Origin of the sequence: Paraburkholderia sp. UCT70, assembly GCF_050434085.1 — a bacterium.
Classification (GTDB): domain Bacteria; phylum Pseudomonadota; class Gammaproteobacteria; order Burkholderiales; family Burkholderiaceae; genus Paraburkholderia; species Paraburkholderia tuberum.
Map to the genome: position 1 here is coordinate 1,279,965 of NZ_JBNPVZ010000003.1, position 17,742 is coordinate 1,297,706.

Genomic DNA, 17,742 nt, shown 5'->3' on the forward strand with positions numbered 1-17,742 from the left:
GAAACGCTCAATGGGCGAAAACTGCCGGCAAGCGTTCAGGGGTATCTGCAAAAAATCGTCGACTTAGTCTCGGGAAAGCTTCGAACGATCCGGGCTACCTGACCGGTCGCTGCGCTCCGAGCATCGCACCTACAACTGGGTCGCTGTCAGTGCCCACATCTTGCAAGGACATTCGTGAAGTTTCTGGAAGCATCATCCCGCCGATCAGGCCCATGAAAGATACGGCGATCAGATACAAAGCGGGCGACATATTGTTTCCGGTCGTGCCGATCAACCAGGTAGCGACCAACGGCGCGGTGCCCCCGAAGATCGTGTAGGCGAGGTTATAGGTAATGGCCGACCCGGTATAGCGCATCCTGGTTGGGAACACTTCCGACAACAACGCAGCCGTAACCACGCCCGACAACACCGCGCCTGTCGCGAGCATTGCCACGCCGATCAGTGCTGACAGAAATTGTCCCGAGCCGGCGAGCGAGAACGAGGGATAGACGATTACAATCAACAGCGCGCACGTGGTTAATAATGTCATGCGGCGCCCGGCGAAGTCAGAATACAGGCCGGCAAGCGGACAAATGGCCGCAGCAAACAAAAGTGCCACAACGGTGATCAGCAGCGAAGTTGCGCGACTCATGTGTCCTACGACCTGCAGATATGTCGCGAAATAGGTAGTAAAGGTATAGAAGGACAATGCTGTCACTGAAATAAATGCACCAAGCTTCAGAATGCCGCCCGCCTGCGTACGGAACGTTTCGCGCAACGGCGCATGCGCCACCTGGTGCTCGCCTTCAAGAGCGCGGAAGGCGGGTGTTTCATTGAGACTGATGCGCAGGTACAGCCCGATGAGCCCAATGGGTGCGGAGGCGAGGAACGGCACGCGCCATCCCCACGCGCTCATTGCATCAGCCGAAAGCGTTGCATCAAGCGCGTAAGCGACGACGGCCGCGATCGCAAATGAAGAAAAAGTCGACACAGGAATAAAGCTGCCGTACCAGCCGCGTTTGTTTTGCGGCGCGTGCTCCATTACGTAGGCACAGGCGCCAGCATACTCACCACCGGCCGAAAAGCCTTGCACGCAGCGAATCACGGTTAGCAACAACGGCGCGAGAGCACCGATGGCGGCGTAGTTCGGCAGCAAGCCGATCAGTGTGGTCGCCCCGGCCATCATCAAGATGGTCAGCGCCAGCGTGCGTTTGCGCCCAATCCTATCTCCAATTACGCCAAACACTATGCCACCGACCGGACGAAATGCGAAAGCCACTGCAAACACCGCGAAAGTCTTCAGGAGGCCTGCGGCTGGATCGCTGCTCGGAAAAAACTCACTAGTGAGGATAGTTGCGAGGAAACCATACGCTGCGAAATCGAACCATTCAACAAAGTTACCAATCGAGGCAGCCATGATGACTTTGCGCAGTGTTTTAATATCGACTTCAGGGGACGGTGCCTTAGACATTCGATACTCCCGTAGTTGCTGTGAGCGTGCCGTGAAAGCATCACCCACATGCGTGATCGATCGTGGTTCAAATAGTAAGGATCTTTGAGCTTCCCTCGATTTTTCGCCTTCCAACGGTCCCGAGTTATGCAGCCGCATCCTTGGTCTGCTGAGCCTTGATCCAGTCCTGAAGAAACCTTTCCGGAGAAACAAAGCCGAGCGACGAATGACGACGGCTGCGGTTGTAAAACACTTCGACATATTCGAACAGATCGGCCTTCGCGTCCTGATGCGTGCGGTAGCGCGTGGCGTGAACCCGTTCGTTTTTCAAACTGTTGAAGAAGCTTTCCGTCGGGGCGTTGTCCCAACAATTTCCCTTTCGGCTCATCGAGCAGCGCATGCCGTAGGCGCTCAGCTTGCGCTGGAACTCGTGACTCGCGTACTGGCTGCCCCTATCCGAATGGCACAGCGCACCCGGCGCGGGGCGGCGGCGAAACCAGGCCATCGTCAGCGCGTCTGTCACGAGATCCGCCGTCATGCGCGGCTTGATCGACCAGCCCACCACTTCCCGGTTGAACAGGTCGAGCACCACGGCCAGGTACAGCCAGCCCTCGTCGGTCCAGATGTACGTGATGTCCGAGCTGAACACCTGATTCGGCTCGGCAGGCGTGAACTCGCGATTCAGCAGGTTCGGCGCAACCGGCAACTTGTGCTTCGAATCGGTCGTCACCCGGTAGCGGCGCTGGTGCCGGGCTCGGATGCCGTTCTCACGCATCAGCCGTTCCACGCGGTCCTTGCTGGCCGGAAAGCCTCGATCACGGATTTCCTCGGTCATGCGCGGCGAGCCGTATACCCCTTTGATCTCGGCATGTACCGTCCGGATCAGCGTCAGCAATTGCGTGTCCGTCAGTCGCGTTCGTCCTGGCGTGCCGCCGCGCTTCCACGCGCGGTAGCCATTCACGCTGACCGACAACACCCAGCACAGCGACGACAGCGGATACTGCCCGACCTGCTGGTCGATCCAGGCATACCTCACAGCAGGTCCTTCGCGAAGTATGCTGCCGCTTTTTTTGCGATCTCAAGCTCCATCTGCAGGCGCTTGTTCTCCGCTCTCAGGCGTGAAAGCTCCATCTGCTCCGGCGTGACCGGCTTCGCTCCGGCTCCATTCAGCTTGCCCGACGCCTCGGCCTTCACCCAGTTGCGAAGCGTCTGCTCCGACATGCCCAGCTCCCGGGCCACCACGGCAAAGCCCTGGTCTTCCTTGACCCGCTGGACGGCGGCCACCTTGAACTCCGCCGTGTACGATTGCTTCGGTACCTTGAACATCCCTGATTCCCTTCCTTTCCGTCGAGTTTATACACGACCGGTTGGAAGGCGAAATTTCAGGGGAAGCTCACTGTAGAGAGTAGAAGGGACCAAAAGTCGGCGTCATAGAACGTTTCCGCCATTACGTTGTAACAAGAGCGCCAGGTTTTCAGCGCGCTGATTCGACTTCCGGCATTTTGAGAGAGGCGGAGGGTCGGCCGGGATTCGCATGAAATCCGCCGCATCTGGCATCTCGCATCTCGACCTAAGCCACTGATTTTAATTCAAAATCTATCGTCGGATCGAGCGGAGGCACGGGGCGCTGGAGATCGAGCAGATAGTCACCGAGCGCGTCGTCCAGGCTGAAGAAGCGCTGATTGCGCAGGCGGGCGATGACCCATCTCTGCACCAGAAGGACCGACAACTCTGCTTTCGGCTTATCGCGTTTTTTTACTCCGGCTGGAATGACCGCCACGAAGTAATGCGGAGCCATCTCCTGATAGGTCGGATTGATGTCCGGATCGTAGAAGCCGGGCTTGTGCACGCCCAACTTCAGATTGTCGGGCTGCCTGTGGGCGCTGGTGGCCGTTCCCGGAAAGTCGCCGGTCACTCACAGGTCGAACGGCGCATAGGACACCCGTTTTCGCTCATTTCGCAGGCGTCGCCGAAAGCGGTTCGAGCCCGGTCCGCGAAATCGCGGACGCCGCGTCCCGCGACGACAGAAAATGGATCAGCGCCTCAGCGCCGGCCGGATTTTTCGCATTGATGGCGACGCCCCCGGAGAACACCGTGTCCCTCTGCACTTCAGCGGGCAAACTGCCGACCACGGTCACTCCCTTCACCGGCAACAGTTCGACGACCTGCTGAATTCCGATCTCAGCTTCTCCATTCGCGACGGCATCGGCGACCTGCGCGACCGGCATCATGCGGCTCTTGCTCTGCATCGGCCCCGCGATGCCGAGACGCCGGAACAGTTCGCTGCCGACATAGACGCCACTCGGGCTGTCCGGATAGACGATCGACTTCGCTGAGAGCAGCGCTCGCCGCAAGGCGTCGGCCGAGCTGATATCCGGCTTCGGCGTCCCCTCGCGAACCGCCATGCCGATTGCCGAGCGTGCGAAGTCCACCTTGCTGTCAGGCAGGACCTTGCCGGCATTGATCTGTGCGTCGAGCGCATATTCAACCACGATCAGCACGTCGGCCCACTCACCACGCGCAAGCCGCACCGGGATCGCATTCGCGGCCGTACCCACCGCGGGCCCCCAGACAGTGATTAGCTTGCGACCTGTCGCCTCCTCGAATTGCGGGTCCAGTTCGCGATAGGCCGACGCAAACCCGCCCGAAATCATCACCTTGACTTCGTCTGCCAAGGTGGCCCCGCTGCCCAGTAACGCGCCCGCTACGCAGAACGCGAGTGCGCGAATCCTCAGCTTGCGGATGGTCACGGCCCCGCCCCAATGTCGATCAGATGATCGAGTCCGGATGCGAGGCATCATGTTAGCCGGCATCGCGTGCGGCAGCGAGACTGCCGCAGTCTCAGCTTCACACTACCGCCGTCTACGGGCGCTGTTCGACCCCTTTGAGCCGTTCAGAAACGACTCGTGAGCGGCAGCTTCCGGCCCGACATGAGCCATCGTTTCACGTCAACTGCAGCCTGCACGTTGTAGCCAACCGTTCCCGTGTGGCGCGTGTCTTCCCGCAGGGTTCCGTGAACCAATGTGCAAGACTAGCGTGGCTTGCCTTCGTGTTCGTCAACCGCAGCGCGAAGCCGATTGAACCCGTCTGCGAATGCCGCCGACGCGTCACGGAATCGAGCAATTGGCGTCGGAACGTTGCGTGCGCCGCCGATCGCCGCAAGTTGTATCGTCTGCGCGGCGATATAGGACCCGGTAAGTGCGTCACCATCAACTGCGACGTCCAGTTTACATTCCCTATATAGCTCGTTGCGTCGCAGCATGCCAGTCTCCATCGTGATTTTCGAAGCACCGCCTTTCACACCTTCTCGGGCCAATCGAGCTGATGCTCGCCCATCACCCACTCGTTAGGAGGGGTCCCATCAGCTGTATTTTGGTACAGCCAGCTTGCGCAGACCGTGCAATTCCAGTTGCTGCTGATTTTCGTCATGTGGCTCGGCGGCCCGATCGCACTGCCGCCGTCAGCGGCAAGATGGCCATGCGGGGGAACGCTGGATGGCTTGCCAACTAATTCGCGACAGGCATTGCAAGGCTGCATAACTTTCTGCAATGACCTGATTCGAGGAGTCAAATCGCTCGGCCTATGCCGAGTTCTCGTCGCACCACTGGATCGCCCAGCGCTGCACCGCCTCGATAGCGTCCGCGTCGGAGGGCGGCTTCAACCGGTGGATGCGATAGCTTGCTGGAATCGTTCGGCGGGCGTCTCTTAGTCCAGCGTCTTTCTTGGACGCTCGTTCAGTCGTCTTGCCACAGCACTGCTGAGCGACGACTGATCCGGCGTGCGGGCGGCGCAGGCCGCCCGCACCGGCCGTGTTTTCTGCACCGCCACCGCGACACACGGCCTAGATCTACTGGGACTTACGAATTTTACTTTTTCTTACACGTGCAGTGAAAAGCCGACTGAAGCATCGGCCCGGTATTCACCTTTGCCCTTGCGGTCGGGCGAGTCTTTGATCGTATTCGCGGCGCGAGCCCCGTACGGCGCGGCTGCGACGATCGGTACACAAAATCGAAGATTCGTCTCGCCAGTTGCATGCGCGAAGCAACGTAAACAATCAGCAAGAAGCCTGGCCCACGTTTGTTATCTGCGCGTCGGGACATTGAAACCTGATGTTCTCGCTTCCGTCATGCGTGCCCTTTATGTTTCGCACCTCAACGAATCTCCTATAACAAGGTCCCCGCGGTCAACCGACGCACACCTGCACACCTACCCTTCGATCTTGCAACCCCCACAAGAGCCGTATGGCAACGGAGTAGTGAATGAAGCGAAAACAAGAAGCCCCACAAAAATTCGTGCGGCGCGCCGGTTTTATCGGCACCGCAGCCGCACTGACGGTAACCTGCTCGATATTCCCAGCCCTCGCGCAAACGCAGTCGCATCCGCCAACGAACGCGGATCCATCTCTAGACACCGTCACGCCGATCAAGCACGTGATCGTAATCGTCGGCGAGAACCGCACTTTCGACCAGGTCTTCGGCGGCTACCAGCCGGGTCACGGACAAACGATCGAGAATCTGCTCTCGAAGGGCATCATCAATGCCGACGGCAGCCCGGGCCCGAACTTCTCGCTTGCGCAGCAAAACATGGCGCAAGCGACGGATCCGACCACCTTCCTGATGAGTCCCACTTCGAAAACGGCATACTCCGTGCTGCCCGCGCCGAACACCGGTTCCGCTCCGAGCGCCACCAGCGATACGAGCGCGCCCTTTACGACGCTTGCTGAAGCACAGGCCGCCGAGGGCAACGCGCTCGAGCCGCAAGATCTCGTTCATCTGACAACGGGTGCGACGGGTCTTCCGAAAGGCGCTGTCGACACGCGCTTTGGCTCGAATACGTACAACCTGCCGAGCGGTCCCTATCAGATCTCGCGTGTCGGGCCGAATTACGATCAGTACACCGCGAGCCCAGTGCATCGCTTTTATCAGAACTGGCAGCAATCGGATTGCAGTCTCGCCAATGCCACTGCCAGCAATCCGAGCGGATGCAAGATGGATCTCTTCGCATGGGTCGAGACGTCGATCGGAGCGGGGTCCAACGGCAGCCCCCGGCCGGCTGGCTTTACCGATCAGACAACGGGCGAAGGCTCGACGGCACTCGGTTTCTATAACGCGAGCACCGGCGATATGCCCTACTTCACGCAGCTTGCGCAGAAATACACGATTAGCGACAACTATCACCAGCCGGTGATGGGCGGCACGGGCGCGAACAGCATCATGGTCGGCACGGCCGACGCGCTTTACTACACGGACGGCAACGGAAATATGTCCACGCCCCCGAAGAACCAGATCGAAGACCCGCGTCCGATGCCGGGCACGAACAACTGGTATGCGCAGGACGGCTACTCGGGCGGCTCTTACAGTAATTGCTCGGACACGTCACAACCGGGTGTCGGTCCGATTCGCAACTACCTGGGGTCGCTGCCCTACCATCCGAGCGCGAACTGTGCGGCAGGTGCGTACTACCTGCTAAACAATTACAACCCGGGCTATAACGGCAACGGCACGGTCAATACGAGCCCGTTTACGATCCCGCCTTCGCCGGTTCGCACAATTGCAGACTCGCTGCTCGCCAGGAAGATCTCGTGGAAGTACTACGGCGAAGACTGGAACACATTCGTCACAAACCCGTCTCAGAGCGTCTATTGCAACATCTGCAATCCGTTCCTCTACGAGACGTCGATCATGACGAACCCGGCGACCGTGAAGGCGCACCTGCAGGACTCGACGGATCTCTACGCCGACATCGCAAACGGCACGCTGCCCGCGGTCTCCTTCGTTAAGCCGGGCGGACGCCTCGATGGTCACCCCGCCTCGTCGAAATATGACCTATACGAAGGATTCGTGCGCAAGATCATCGATTCGGTTCAGAGCAATCCGAAACTGTGGGCATCGACCGCGATCCTCATCACCAACGATGAAGGCGGTGGCTACTACGATTCGGGTTATATCCAGCCGGTCGACTTCTTCGGTGACGGTCCGCGTATTCCGCTGATCGTGGTCTCGCCTTACTCTCAAGGCGGACGCGTCGCGCACGAGTACGACGATCACGCGTCCATCGTGAAGTTCATCGAGCGCAACTGGCAGCTCGCCCCGATCACGGGCCGCAGCCGCGACAATCTGCCGAATCCGAAACAGACCGGCTCGAACCCATATGTGCCGGTCAACGCACCCGCGATCGGCGATCTGTTCAGCGCGTTCCATTTCGACCAAGGCGTGAGCGGTAACGGCAATCACGGCGATCAAGGCGGCAATGGCAACGGCAGCATCGCCAGCAACGCGCAAGGCCAGAACGGCGGCAAAGGATGGTGGCCGTTCTGAGGTTCTGAAGCCGGGAATCCGTGGTTTCGGAGCAGTCCAGACGCGGCGCGATGAAAATCGCGCCGCGTTTTTTCACGACGCGGGGCCTGCGATGACTTCACTCTTCGAATATGCCCTCACGCTGAGTCTTCAATAGGACTTACGCAAAAAGCCACGCCTGAGCGCGGAAACGAATTGTTACGAAGCGACGTAAACCCAAAGCGAAGCCAAGGTTCGTAATGTCGAGGGCATGACGAAACGCCCGACCCGCCTGGATTACTGCCAGTACCTGCTGGTGAGTCCGATCAACCACACGCTCACGAACTTCGCCGACCATGTTGAAGATATGAGCCACGATGCCATCAACCGGTTTTTGCGTAACGAGAAGATGACGCCGCGTCTCGTATGGGACAACGTGCGTGAACAGATCGCGGATCACGAGGAAGGTTGCATCGCGTTCGACGACACGATCATCGATAAGGATTTCTCGCACAAGATCGAACTGGTCCGGCGCCAGTACAGCGGCAACGCCCACGGCCTGATCAAAGGGATCGGCATGGTGAACTGCGTGTATGTGAACCCGCTGGCGCAGGAGCACTGGATTATCGACTACCGGCTCTACGACCCGGACGGCGACGGCAAGACGAAACTGGATCACGTGCGCGACATGCTGACCAACCTGGTTCATCATAAAGGCCTGCCGTTCCGGCGTGTCCTGATGGATACCTGGTATGCCACGCGCGATCTGATGCTGTTCATCGAGTCGCGGCCTGCGCTGGAAGATCGAGCAGTTTCATCGCGAGGCCAAACAACTGACCGGGATCGAGCGCTGCCAATGCCGCAAAGCGCGCATCCAGCGCAATCACATCGCCTGCGCCGTACTGGTATGGATTCGTCTCGCTGAGATCGCCAGGCAAACCTGCCGTACCCTCTATCAGGTCAAACACCAGATGCTCGATGACTTCCTCCGTCAGCAGCTCAAAAATCCGACCGTTCGAATGAAATTTGCGTAAGTCCTAGGTGCGTGAAGCGCCTCGACGCATAGATTTATAACCCTCGGGTACGACCAAGACGCCGGCGAATCCACTCGGCCGTGAATAGTTACCGAATCGACAGTCCGGGAGCGGCTCAATTGGTCTGCCGTAACTTACACGAACCGCTGCCCACTCGAATCGATTCTCTGATGGTTTAGAGAACCGATATCATGGCAGCAGTTTTCCGCTGCACACAACAGTACCCTTCCAGCCGGTCGTTTACCATTCCGATGTCCATAACAGTTAGCTTCCCCGTCGAAGTGCGGGACTGGATTGCCCACAATCTCACACGCGGCGTTGCGCCACAGGCGATCGTGCGCGAGCTGGTCGTTCGAAATAATGCAGTGGAGCTCGCGTCGGCAATGGTCGATGCGGTCTCCTCGGCTTTTTTATACGGCACACCGTTGCCAGGCGAGACGCTCGAAATCGGCGGTGCACCGGTCACTTACGAACCGGAGCCGCTGCGCGTGCCGGACGGACCGCTGATCCGGCTCGGCGAGCGCAAGACGCGTGTGATTTCACGTATGCAGCGGCCTGCCGCGGTATTGCTCGCCGACTTTCCGAGTGCGAACGAATGCGAGCAACTGATCGCGCTCGCGCGGCCGCGTTTGAACCGTTCGACCGTGGTCGATCCGGTACCCGGCCGCAATGTCGTGGCCGGCCACCGCAGCAGCGAAGGGATGTTTTTTCGTCTGGGCGAGACGCCACTGATTGCGCGCCTCGAAGCGCGGATCACTGAACTCACCGGCCTGCCGGCCGAGAACGGCGAGGGCCTGCAACTCCTCCATTACGAAGCGGGCGCCGAATCGACGCCGCACGTCGATTATCTGATCCCGGGCAACCCCGCGAATCAGGAGTCGATCACGCGTAGCGGGCAGCGCGTGGGCACGCTGCTGATGTATCTGAACGATGTGGAAGGCGGCGGCGAAACCGTGTTCCCGCAGATCGGATGGTCAGTGGTGCCGCAGCGTGGCCAGGCGCTCTATTTCGAATACGGCAACCGTTTCGGGCTCTCCGATCCGAGCTCCCTACATGCAAGCACGCCCTTGCGGGCAGGCGAGAAGTGGGTGGCCACCAAATGGATCCGCACTCGCCATTTCGTGCCGCGTGATCAGGCGTAACGGCTTGCGGGGCGGCTAAACGCGCGCCCCGCGCACTGCGGTTCAGCGCACGAAGACCTCGTCGGCGACCCAGCCATTCGACGTCAGATGCACACCTTCGCGCAACTGCATCGCGCCCGCGCCCAATCGTGAAGGCCGAAGATACGTTGAGCGCCCCTGGGATCACCATGTCGCTCACGTCTCATCGAGTATTCGTACGGCGCGGGGACCGAGAAGTTGCTGTCACTTTGTCGCCGACAGGATTCAAACTCCTGCGTCTTTTTTTGACGCATCCGGGGGAGGTACTTTCCCGGGACGCAATTCTCAAAGATATCTGGATGGAACAACCCGATGCTGGGGAACGCGCGGTCGATGCCCATATAAAGTTCCTCCGCCATGCGCTTCGACCATTTGACACAATGATCGAAACGGTTTGGAGTCGAGGCTATCGTTGGTCGAGTTCGAGTTCTCCTTCTCACTAAATAATTCGAACGCGAACAGCCGCACACCGAGCGCCTCTTCGAGCTTCTCGATGCGGCGGCTCAGTGCCGGCTGCGAAATGTTGACCGCCTCCGCTGCTTTGCGGAAGCTACCCAACTCCACGACGGCTCGAAACGCCTGCAAATCGTTGATGTCGAAGTTGACGTCCACGAGCCATCCTCCGCATTTTAGATGCGTCTATAGATGCGTCTATTTGGCATGATCTGGGCGAAAGCGCCCATCGAGGACAACAACCGGCAATTCTGTCCATGAGGGATCGCACCGAAGTCGGGAGCGAGGGGCCGGTTTTGTCGTGTCAGCGGTCATTCATGGCCGAGAGGCAGGTGTCTCTTCATGGCCGCTTATTGCCTTACGCTACCGCGTCATGTCGATCCGTTGGGAGCCCTGCGGTTGCCCGTGCCGACCTGGATCGTGTCTTCACGCCGAGTCGCCGCGATCGCACTCAGCGTCGCTCTGTCCCGTATGCGCAACCTGCTCGCCAAACTGCAGGGCGGCAAGCTGGGCATAGAGCGGCGAGCTCAGAAGCAAGTCGGCGTGACGGCCCTGCGCGACGATGCGGCCTTGCTCCAGCACGACAATGCGGTCCGCTTGCTGTACGGTCGCGAGGCGGTGCGCGATGACCAGCGTGGTGCGGTTCTGCGCGGCATTGTCCAGCGCCTTCTGTACGAGGCGTTCGCTGGCAGCGTCGAGCGCGCTGGTGGCCTCGTCCAGCAGCAGGACGGGCGGATTCTTCAGGATCGCGCGGGCGATCGCAATGCGTTGGCGCTGTCCGCCAGACAGTCGTACTCCGCGCTCGCCTAGAAACGTGTCGTAGCCTTGCGGCAGTTCTTCGATAAAGCCGGCCGCAGCGGCCATTTCGGCAGCCCGCTGCACTTGCGGGAGTGTGGCCTCGTGCGCGCCGTAGCGGATGTTGTCGAGCACGCTGCCCGAAAAGATCACCGATTCCTGCAGCACTGCCCCGATTCCCTTGCGCAACTCGAGGAGCGGCACCTGTCGCGTCGGGACGCCGTTGATCAGAATGTTGCCGGCCTGCGGGTCGTAAAATCGCAGCAGCAGTTGGAACAGCGTGGTTTTGCCGGCGCCGGACGGTCCAACCAGCGCGACATGTTCGCCCGCGCGGACGTCGAGCGAGAGCCCGGCGAGTGCAGCGATGCCGGGGCGGGACGGATACGAAAAGCTAACATTGTCGAAGCGGATGCCGTCCCCGCGCGCCGGCAGCGCGACCGTCGCCTCGGCCTGTACCACCGGCGAGCGTGCCGCCAGCAGTTGCAACAACCGTTCGGTGGCGCCGGCAGCCCGCTGCAGATCGCCCCACACTTCGGCGACAGCTCCCACAGCGCCGGCGGTGAACACCGCGTAGAGGATGAACTGGGACAACTGGCCGGCCGTCATCCGCCCGGCTAGCACAGCCTGCGCCCCAAGCCAGAGGACGAACACGACGGCGGCGAATACCAGCACGATAACCACGGCGGTCAACCAGGCACGCGCCCGAATGCGCTTGAGCGCGGTCTCAAAGGCCACCTCCACCGCGCCGGCAAACCGCCGCGCCTCAAAGGACTCCTGCGTGTACGACTGGACGGTCGGCATGGCATTGAGGACCTCGCCCGCCAGCGCGCTCGCGTTCGCTACCTTGTCCTGGCTGGCGCGCGAGAGGCGGCGCACGCGCCGACCGAAGACAACGATGGGAGCGACCACCACCACCAGCGTAGCGATGATGTAGCCTGACAGCACAGGGCTGGTCACTGCCAGCATCGCCACGCCACCGGTAAGCAGAAAGAAGTTGCGTAACCCCAACGACAGGCTGGTGCCCACCACCGTCTGAATCAAGGTGGTGTCGGTGGTGAGCCGCGACAGCACCTCTCCGGTCTGCGTGGTTTCGAAGAACTGCGGGCTCATCTCCAGCACGTGGTCGTAGACCGCACTTCGCAAATCGGCGGTGACCCGCTCGCCCAGCCACGACACGAGGTAGAAGCGCAGTGCCGTGGCGCCGGCCAGTACCAGCGAAACGGCGAATAACGCGAGGAAATAGCGATCGATATGCGTACGGTCACCCGCAGCAAAGCCACGGTCAATCAGGTATTTGAACGCCACCGGCAACGCCAGTGTGGCGCCCGCCGACGTCACCAGCGCCAGGAACGCGAGCGCCCAGCGCCCGGCATACGGGCGCATGAAGGGAAACAGGGCAAACAGGGGGCCTATAGCCAGCGAAGGCGGCGAAGGCGGGACAGCGTCTGGCATGAGGATTCCCGAGCGGGTAGAAGTTCATCTCGATTGTGCCAGTCCTACAGATTCGAAGGCAGCGGTCGCGTGCTTGCCGCGACTCCCCATATGTATCAAGATCAAATCGATCTTCTCAGGAATGAGCCATTGCCATGACAGACAAACCCGATCCGGACGAACTGAAAGGACCGGTGGCTTGGCGTTGCGCCAGATCCACGAACAGGTACAGAGGAGCGTCGAGTGCGACCGCGAAGAGCAGGTAAAGCGTAATACTACCGCTGCGCAACAGGGTCGATGGCAACGTTGGGTACGCTACATGTGGGCCCGCAGTGGCCGTCGCTTTGATACGAAATGCGCCGGTCGCGATTGCCGAGTCGGGAGCAAACGTTAATCGCCGAGCCGGGCCGGTCATAGCGTGTCTGCGAGCGGCACGACCCGACCCTAAGCGGCCAAAGGTATTAGTCATGCGTCGATGCCCGCTTTCGGCTCTGTAACTGCCTTTCACTCTTGGCCGAATGCAATTCCCCACGGCTGGCTCGTTTTACTCGTCTGGTAATGGATAAATCCGCTATACCCTACTGAAGTTTCTCAGCGCCGTATCAGGGAATCGACTAAGGTCACCAATTCCTTGTCAAGACGCCGAAAATCAGGCCGCAGTCATAAGTTGCGCGGTGCGTTGGCATTTCCGCTTTCAACTGAGCCTGCGCGACATTCAGGAGTTGTTGTTCGAACGCGACGTGGCGGTGAGCCATGAAACCGTGCGACGCTGGTGCGACAAGTTTGGCGCTCGCTTCGCGCATCGCGTCAAGGCCGCGCGTTATAAGCCCGGCAGCACCTGGCATCTCGATGAGATGTTCGTGACGCTGCGCGGTGAGCCTCATCTGCCGTGGCGAGCGGTTGACGAGCATGGTGCCGAACTCGACATTCTGTTGCAGAAGCGGCGGGACAAAGCCGCTGCCAAACGCTTCTTCAAGCACGTGCTTCGGTCATGCCCCGTGCCGCGCAAGATCGTCACAGATCAATTACGAAGCTATCCGGCCGCGAAGGCCGAGATCCCCGAGTTGGCCGGCGTCAAACACGTGTTCGTCAAGGCTGCTGCACGGGTGAATAACTGGGCTGAGAATAGTCATCAACCTACCCGTGAACGCGAACGACGCATGCGCGGGTTCCGCGACCCGAAGCGAACGCAAGATTTTCTGTCGAGCTTCGGTCTGATTCGGCAGCACTTTGCTCTCAAACGACATCTGCTGCGCGCCTCTCTTTATCGCAAACAACTCGCCGCCCGATTCGCTGCGTGGCATGCATTCACCGAGCTCAGCCAAAATCCGTCGATCGCTTTCTGAGCAATCTACCTCTTTGGCACTGCGCCGGCTCACCACCGCCAAATTGACAGCGCCCTTTTGATCGCCTTTATTTGCACCAGATTCCTCAAAAGAGAGACGAACGTTGCAAAAGATGCTGTTGGACATGCCCCGCAATATCTATCACCAACGATGCCGGCGAAGCCGCGTTCCCGTTTGGTGACGCCGCTTCTCCGCCGCGATATGAACCCAGTGCTGGTGGCGCACGGCGCAAACGCGAACCATCTGGATGCGCAATGCGGCACCGCGCTGCAAATGGCTATCGCACAGCGCAATACGGCGGTGGCAGATGCACTGCGCCAGACGGGGGCGACGGAGTGAGGCTGGGCTATCTCAGGAGAAGATCGCTTCAATATCCGGCGACGCGTCTTTCACCTCGTCGAAGTTCAGTGTCGCTTCGATATGCTGCAGGTGTTCCAGCATGCTCGCCGCAGCCTTTGCTTCGTCATGCGCTTCGATTGCATCGATCAGATCACTGTGCTCGTGATGCGGGCACGCCGGGGCGTTGGGCTTGTCGTAAAGCGTGATGACGAGGCACGTCAACGGCGCGAGTTCTCGCATCATCCGCAAGAGGATTTCGTTGCCGATCATCTCCGCGATCAGCACATGAAACTCGCCTGACAGCCGGATGATGGCGGGCCGGTCATTCTGCTTGCGCGCGTCGCCTTCCTGCCGCACGTGCTTGCGTAACGCACGCACTTGCGCCGACGTCGCAGTGCGGCTCAACAGTCTGGCCATTTCCGGCTCGATCATGCGTCGCGTGACAAATACGTCTCGCGCCTGCTGGACGCTCGGGCTGGCGATAAAGGCTCCGCGATTCGGCACCAGTTCGACCAGCCCCTCATGGGCAAGCTTGTTGAGCACTTCGCGAATCTTGGTCCGGCTCACGCCCGAGACTTCCGCAAGCCGCTCCTCAATCAATTTTGTCCCGGGTGCAAGGCGATGCTCAAGCACCGCCTTCTGGATGCGGCCGTAGATTTCCTCGTTCGTAAACGGCGCCCTGGGCGCGGCAACTTTACTGGCAGGCATGGAGGAGGCTCGGCTCAAAGGGTTTCTCGCAACTGGGAAATGAATCGATGATAGAGCAATCACGAGCGCTTTTGTACACAAAAATTCGATGGTGCGTTCTCATCGAAACCATTCTCTAACGGACGAGATCGCAATTTTTTGTATGCACACATTCATTGATGCTTGTCGGGGCCTGACAACCTGGAGACCTCTTTCGCAGGCGCCTTTTGGCCCGTGCGACAACCCTCATTTGGTGCCAATGATTCAATTTTGGTGCACACGCGCACCATCTTCCCGCATGCGCTTTTATCGTAGTTTCCGCCATGATCCATTGCCGCTCGTTCCAGAGAAGGTATTCAGGAAGCAGCCGTTTCCGCTATCGAACGCACGTCCAACATTGCATACAATCACGCTTCTATTGCGTACAAACGCACAGATTTATGTTGGCACAAAGCTTGCGTCAAAAGAATCCAGCAAGCATCTTTCTCTGGCGCGGTCCGCCAGAAGCTACCCTTGATATGGAAATCATGACGCAACGCACTCTGATTGGCATGTTGACCCCGTCTTCCAACACGGTTCTCGAACCGGTCACTTCGGCGATGCTCGCGGGCCTGCCCGACGTCAGTGCGCATTTCGGCCGCTTCCGGGTGACCCAGATCGCACTGTCCGAACAGGCGCTGGCCCAGTTCGACGACGAGGAAATTCTCGGCGCGGCAGGGTTGCTTGCCGATGCCAAGCTGGACGTAATCGGCTGGAACGGGACATCGTCGGGCTGGCTCGGGTTTGAGGCAGACGAGCGTCTGTGCCGCAGCATCACAGAACGCACCGGCATTGCCGCCTGCACCTCGGTGCTTGCGCTTAACGAGGTTTTCGCCATGACGGGCGTGCGTCGCTTCGGTCTGGTCACACCGTATCGCGACGACGTGCAGGCAAAGGTCATTTCGACGTATGGCGGCGCGGGCTTTGAATGTGTCGGTGAACGTCATCTAAACAAGCAGGACAATTTTTCGTTTTCGGAAGTCAGTGCCGACACGTTGCGTGAGATGGCACGTGAAGTCGCAAAGAGCAAACCCGACGCGATTACGATTTTCTGCACCAATTTGCGCGGCGCGCCGCTCGCGGAAGAGCTCGAAGCCGAACTCGGCATTCCGGTGTACGACACCATCTCGACGGTGGTCTGGAAAGCACTGCGGACGAGCGGCATCGATACGTCGCGCGTCACCGGCTGGGGCAGCCTGTTCCGGGAGGTCGCATGAGTGACGCGGCGGCCTTCGACCTCGTGATCCGCGACGCGGATATCGCCACGGCGGCCGACCGCTTCACCGCCGACATCGGCGTGCGCGATGGGCGCATCGTCGCGCTGGGCAGCGGACTGGCTCGGGGCGCCAACGAGATCGATGCAGGCGGCCGCCTCGTCACTCCAGGCGGCGTGGATAGCCACTGCCACCTGGATCAGGACACCGGCGACGACAGCGTGATGGCCGACGACTTCCTGAGCGGCACGGTTTCCGCTGCCTGCGGCGGCACCACCACGGTGATTCCGTTTGCGTGCCAGCAGAAGGGAAAAACGCTGCGTGCGGCGATCGATACGTACCACCGACGCGCCGACGCCCGCGCGATGATCGACTACGCCTTCCATCTGATCGTCACCGATCCCACGCCGCATGTGCTCGAACAGGAGCTGCCGCAACTGATCGAAGAGGGTTATACGTCGTTCAAGATCTACATGACGTATGACGCGCTCAAGCTGAACGACCGTCAGATAATCGAACTGCTCGCATTGGCCCGCGTCCACGGCGCCATGGTGATGATTCATGCCGAAAACGCCGATTGCATTGCGTGGCTCACCGAAGCGCTGCTGGAGCAAGGCATCACCGCGCCGATCGGGCATGCGCTGTCCCGTCCGATGCTGGTTGAGCGCGAAGCGACGCATCGCGCGATCAGTCTCGCGCAGCTGGTCGACACGCCTGTGCTGATCGTGCACGTCTCCGGCCGCGAGGCGATCGAGCAGATTCGCTGGGCGCAAGGACAAGGCCTCGCCGTCTACGCCGAGACATGTCCGCACTATCTGCTGCTGACCGAAGACATGCTCGAAGATGGCCCTCGCGGCTATCAATGTATCTGCAGTCCGCCGCCGCGCGACGAAGGCAACCGCCAGGCCGTCTGGGACGGTCTCGTGAACGGTACGTTTCAGGTGCTCTCCTCCGACCATGCGCCGTTCCGCTTCGACGGTCCGCACGGCAAGCAGGTGGCCGGCGAAAACCCGCGCTTCGACCAGGTGCCCAACGGCATACCAGGTCTCGAGACGCGCATGGCCTTGCTGATGTCCGAAGGCGTGATGAACGGACGCATCGACATTCACGCCTTCGTCGCATTGACCGCAACCAATGCGGCGAAGCTCTACGGCCTTTATCCGCGCAAGGGTTCAATCGCTATCGGCGGCGACGCCGATCTGGTGATCTGGGACACGGATCGTGCCTTCACGCTCACCAACGATGCGCTGCACCACAACGTCGACTACACGCCGTACGAGGGTTGGCAGATGAAAGCGTGGCCAGCGCTGACGCTGTCGCGTGGCGACGTAGTGTGGGATGGCGTGCAGCCCAGCGGCATACGCGGCCGCGGCGAGTTCCTGCCGGCCTTGCGCCCGCAACAGGCGCAACCGCATCGGCCGTTGAACCCACGCCTTGACGCGCACCGGGTGCTACCGCGCTTTGACTTTCCCGCCGTCTATCGCAGGTAGGAATGGCTTTGCGGGCTCGCGCGGAACGTGCAGTGCATTCGGCACCTTCC

14 protein-coding genes and 2 pseudogenes are annotated in these 17,742 nt (G+C 60.1%); 8 read left to right on the forward strand and 8 right to left on the reverse strand.

The window, feature by feature from the left end; genetic code table 11:
- Positions 1-94: 94 nt before the first annotated feature.
- From OKW41_RS23815 to OKW41_RS23835, 5 genes and pseudogenes are all read right to left on the reverse strand, one after another.
- Complete coding sequence (locus OKW41_RS23815; protein ID WP_429574152.1) at positions 95-1,450, reverse strand: MFS transporter; 1,356 nt, start codon at positions 1,448-1,450, stop codon at positions 95-97.
- A gap of 124 nt (positions 1,451-1,574) precedes the next feature.
- A protein-coding gene (locus OKW41_RS23820; protein WP_429574153.1) for an IS3 family transposase occupies positions 1,575-2,755 on the reverse strand; the annotation gives its coding sequence in 2 pieces (ribosomal slippage) (positions 1,575-2,503 and positions 2,503-2,755; 1,182 coding nt in all).
- 304 nt (positions 2,756-3,059) lie between these two features.
- Positions 3,060-3,299 (reverse strand): annotated as a pseudogene (locus OKW41_RS23825) (IS21 family transposase); the annotation flags it as partial.
- An 82-nt stretch (positions 3,300-3,381) separates the two neighbouring features.
- A complete protein-coding gene (locus OKW41_RS23830; RefSeq protein WP_429574154.1) occupies positions 3,382-4,179 on the reverse strand; it encodes a substrate-binding domain-containing protein in 798 nt (265 codons plus the stop codon).
- Positions 4,180-4,460: 281 nt separating this feature from the next.
- Positions 4,461-4,691, reverse strand: a complete 231-nt coding sequence (locus OKW41_RS23835) for a hypothetical protein (protein WP_429574155.1) — start codon at positions 4,689-4,691, stop codon at positions 4,461-4,463.
- A gap of 997 nt (positions 4,692-5,688) precedes the next feature.
- Between OKW41_RS23835 and OKW41_RS23840 the strand changes: the two genes are divergently transcribed.
- The 4 genes from OKW41_RS23840 to OKW41_RS23855 all read left to right on the forward strand — a co-directional run bounded on the left by OKW41_RS23840 (position 5,689) and on the right by OKW41_RS23855 (position 10,341).
- The gene (locus OKW41_RS23840) at positions 5,689-7,746 is read left to right on the forward strand and encodes an alkaline phosphatase family protein (protein ID WP_429574156.1); all 2,058 of its coding nucleotides are present in this window, start codon (positions 5,689-5,691) and stop codon (positions 7,744-7,746) included.
- A gap of 229 nt (positions 7,747-7,975) precedes the next feature.
- On the forward strand, positions 7,976-8,629 hold the full coding sequence (locus OKW41_RS23845) for a transposase (RefSeq protein ID WP_429574157.1): 654 nt from the start codon (positions 7,976-7,978) through the stop codon (positions 8,627-8,629).
- Positions 8,630-8,989: 360 nt separating this feature from the next.
- Complete coding sequence (locus OKW41_RS23850) at positions 8,990-9,880, forward strand: 2OG-Fe(II) oxygenase (protein ID WP_429574158.1); 891 nt, start codon at positions 8,990-8,992, stop codon at positions 9,878-9,880.
- A gap of 167 nt (positions 9,881-10,047) precedes the next feature.
- Positions 10,048-10,341, forward strand: a complete 294-nt coding sequence (locus tag OKW41_RS23855) for a winged helix-turn-helix domain-containing protein (RefSeq protein ID WP_429448777.1) — start codon at positions 10,048-10,050, stop codon at positions 10,339-10,341.
- A gap of 13 nt (positions 10,342-10,354) precedes the next feature.
- Here OKW41_RS23855 and OKW41_RS23860 read toward each other — a convergent pair.
- Positions 10,355-10,510, reverse strand: a pseudogene (locus OKW41_RS23860) (helix-turn-helix domain-containing protein); the annotation flags it as partial.
- A 267-nt stretch (positions 10,511-10,777) separates the two neighbouring features.
- The gene (locus tag OKW41_RS23865; RefSeq protein ID WP_429574159.1) at positions 10,778-12,598 is read right to left on the reverse strand and encodes an ABC transporter transmembrane domain-containing protein; all 1,821 of its coding nucleotides are present in this window, start codon (positions 12,596-12,598) and stop codon (positions 10,778-10,780) included.
- A 605-nt stretch (positions 12,599-13,203) separates the two neighbouring features.
- Between OKW41_RS23865 and OKW41_RS23870 the strand changes: the two genes are divergently transcribed.
- Positions 13,204-13,923 carry an IS6 family transposase gene (locus tag OKW41_RS23870; protein WP_429574375.1) on the forward strand — a complete coding sequence of 240 codons (720 nt, stop codon included), beginning with the start codon at positions 13,204-13,206 and terminating at the stop codon, positions 13,921-13,923.
- A gap of 57 nt (positions 13,924-13,980) precedes the next feature.
- The gene (locus OKW41_RS23875) at positions 13,981-14,262 is read left to right on the forward strand and encodes a hypothetical protein (protein WP_429574160.1); all 282 of its coding nucleotides are present in this window, start codon (positions 13,981-13,983) and stop codon (positions 14,260-14,262) included.
- Positions 14,263-14,274: 12 nt separating this feature from the next.
- Here the strand turns inward: OKW41_RS23875 and OKW41_RS23880 are convergent, their stop codons facing one another.
- The gene (locus OKW41_RS23880; protein WP_051103809.1) at positions 14,275-14,970 is read right to left on the reverse strand and encodes a GntR family transcriptional regulator; all 696 of its coding nucleotides are present in this window, start codon (positions 14,968-14,970) and stop codon (positions 14,275-14,277) included.
- 506 nt (positions 14,971-15,476) lie between these two features.
- Between OKW41_RS23880 and OKW41_RS23885 the strand changes: the two genes are divergently transcribed.
- Together OKW41_RS23885 and hydA are read left to right on the forward strand one after the other, a co-directional pair.
- Positions 15,477-16,205: a maleate cis-trans isomerase family protein gene (locus OKW41_RS23885; RefSeq protein WP_429448773.1), complete on the forward strand. Its 729-nt coding sequence runs from the start codon at positions 15,477-15,479 to the stop codon at positions 16,203-16,205.
- Positions 16,202-17,692 carry a dihydropyrimidinase gene (gene hydA / locus OKW41_RS23890; protein WP_429574161.1) on the forward strand — a complete coding sequence of 497 codons (1,491 nt, stop codon included), beginning with the start codon at positions 16,202-16,204 and terminating at the stop codon, positions 17,690-17,692. The genes OKW41_RS23885 and hydA overlap by 4 nt, the downstream gene beginning before the upstream one ends.
- Positions 17,693-17,742 lie beyond the last annotated feature (50 nt).

Excerpts from the sequence above, each read along its gene's own strand:
- OKW41_RS23885 (WP_429448773.1), top strand. The coding sequence starts at position 15,477 with ATGACGCAACGCACTCTGATTGGCATGTTGACCCCGTCTTCCAACACG.
- OKW41_RS23835 (WP_429574155.1), bottom strand. The coding sequence starts at position 4,691 with ATGCTGCGACGCAACGAGCTATATAGGGAATGTAAACTGGACGTCGCA.
- OKW41_RS23850 (WP_429574158.1), top strand. The coding sequence starts at position 8,990 with ATGTCCATAACAGTTAGCTTCCCCGTCGAAGTGCGGGACTGGATTGCC.
- OKW41_RS23865 (WP_429574159.1), bottom strand. The coding sequence starts at position 12,598 with ATGCCAGACGCTGTCCCGCCTTCGCCGCCTTCGCTGGCTATAGGCCCC.
- OKW41_RS23815 (WP_429574152.1), bottom strand. The coding sequence starts at position 1,450 with ATGTCTAAGGCACCGTCCCCTGAAGTCGATATTAAAACACTGCGCAAA.
- OKW41_RS23880 (WP_051103809.1), bottom strand. The coding sequence starts at position 14,970 with ATGCCTGCCAGTAAAGTTGCCGCGCCCAGGGCGCCGTTTACGAACGAG.
- OKW41_RS23845 (WP_429574157.1), top strand. The coding sequence starts at position 7,976 with ATGACGAAACGCCCGACCCGCCTGGATTACTGCCAGTACCTGCTGGTG.
- OKW41_RS23855 (WP_429448777.1), top strand. The coding sequence starts at position 10,048 with ATGTCGCTCACGTCTCATCGAGTATTCGTACGGCGCGGGGACCGAGAA.
- hydA (WP_429574161.1), top strand. The coding sequence starts at position 16,202 with ATGAGTGACGCGGCGGCCTTCGACCTCGTGATCCGCGACGCGGATATC.
- OKW41_RS23840 (WP_429574156.1), top strand. The coding sequence starts at position 5,689 with ATGAAGCGAAAACAAGAAGCCCCACAAAAATTCGTGCGGCGCGCCGGT.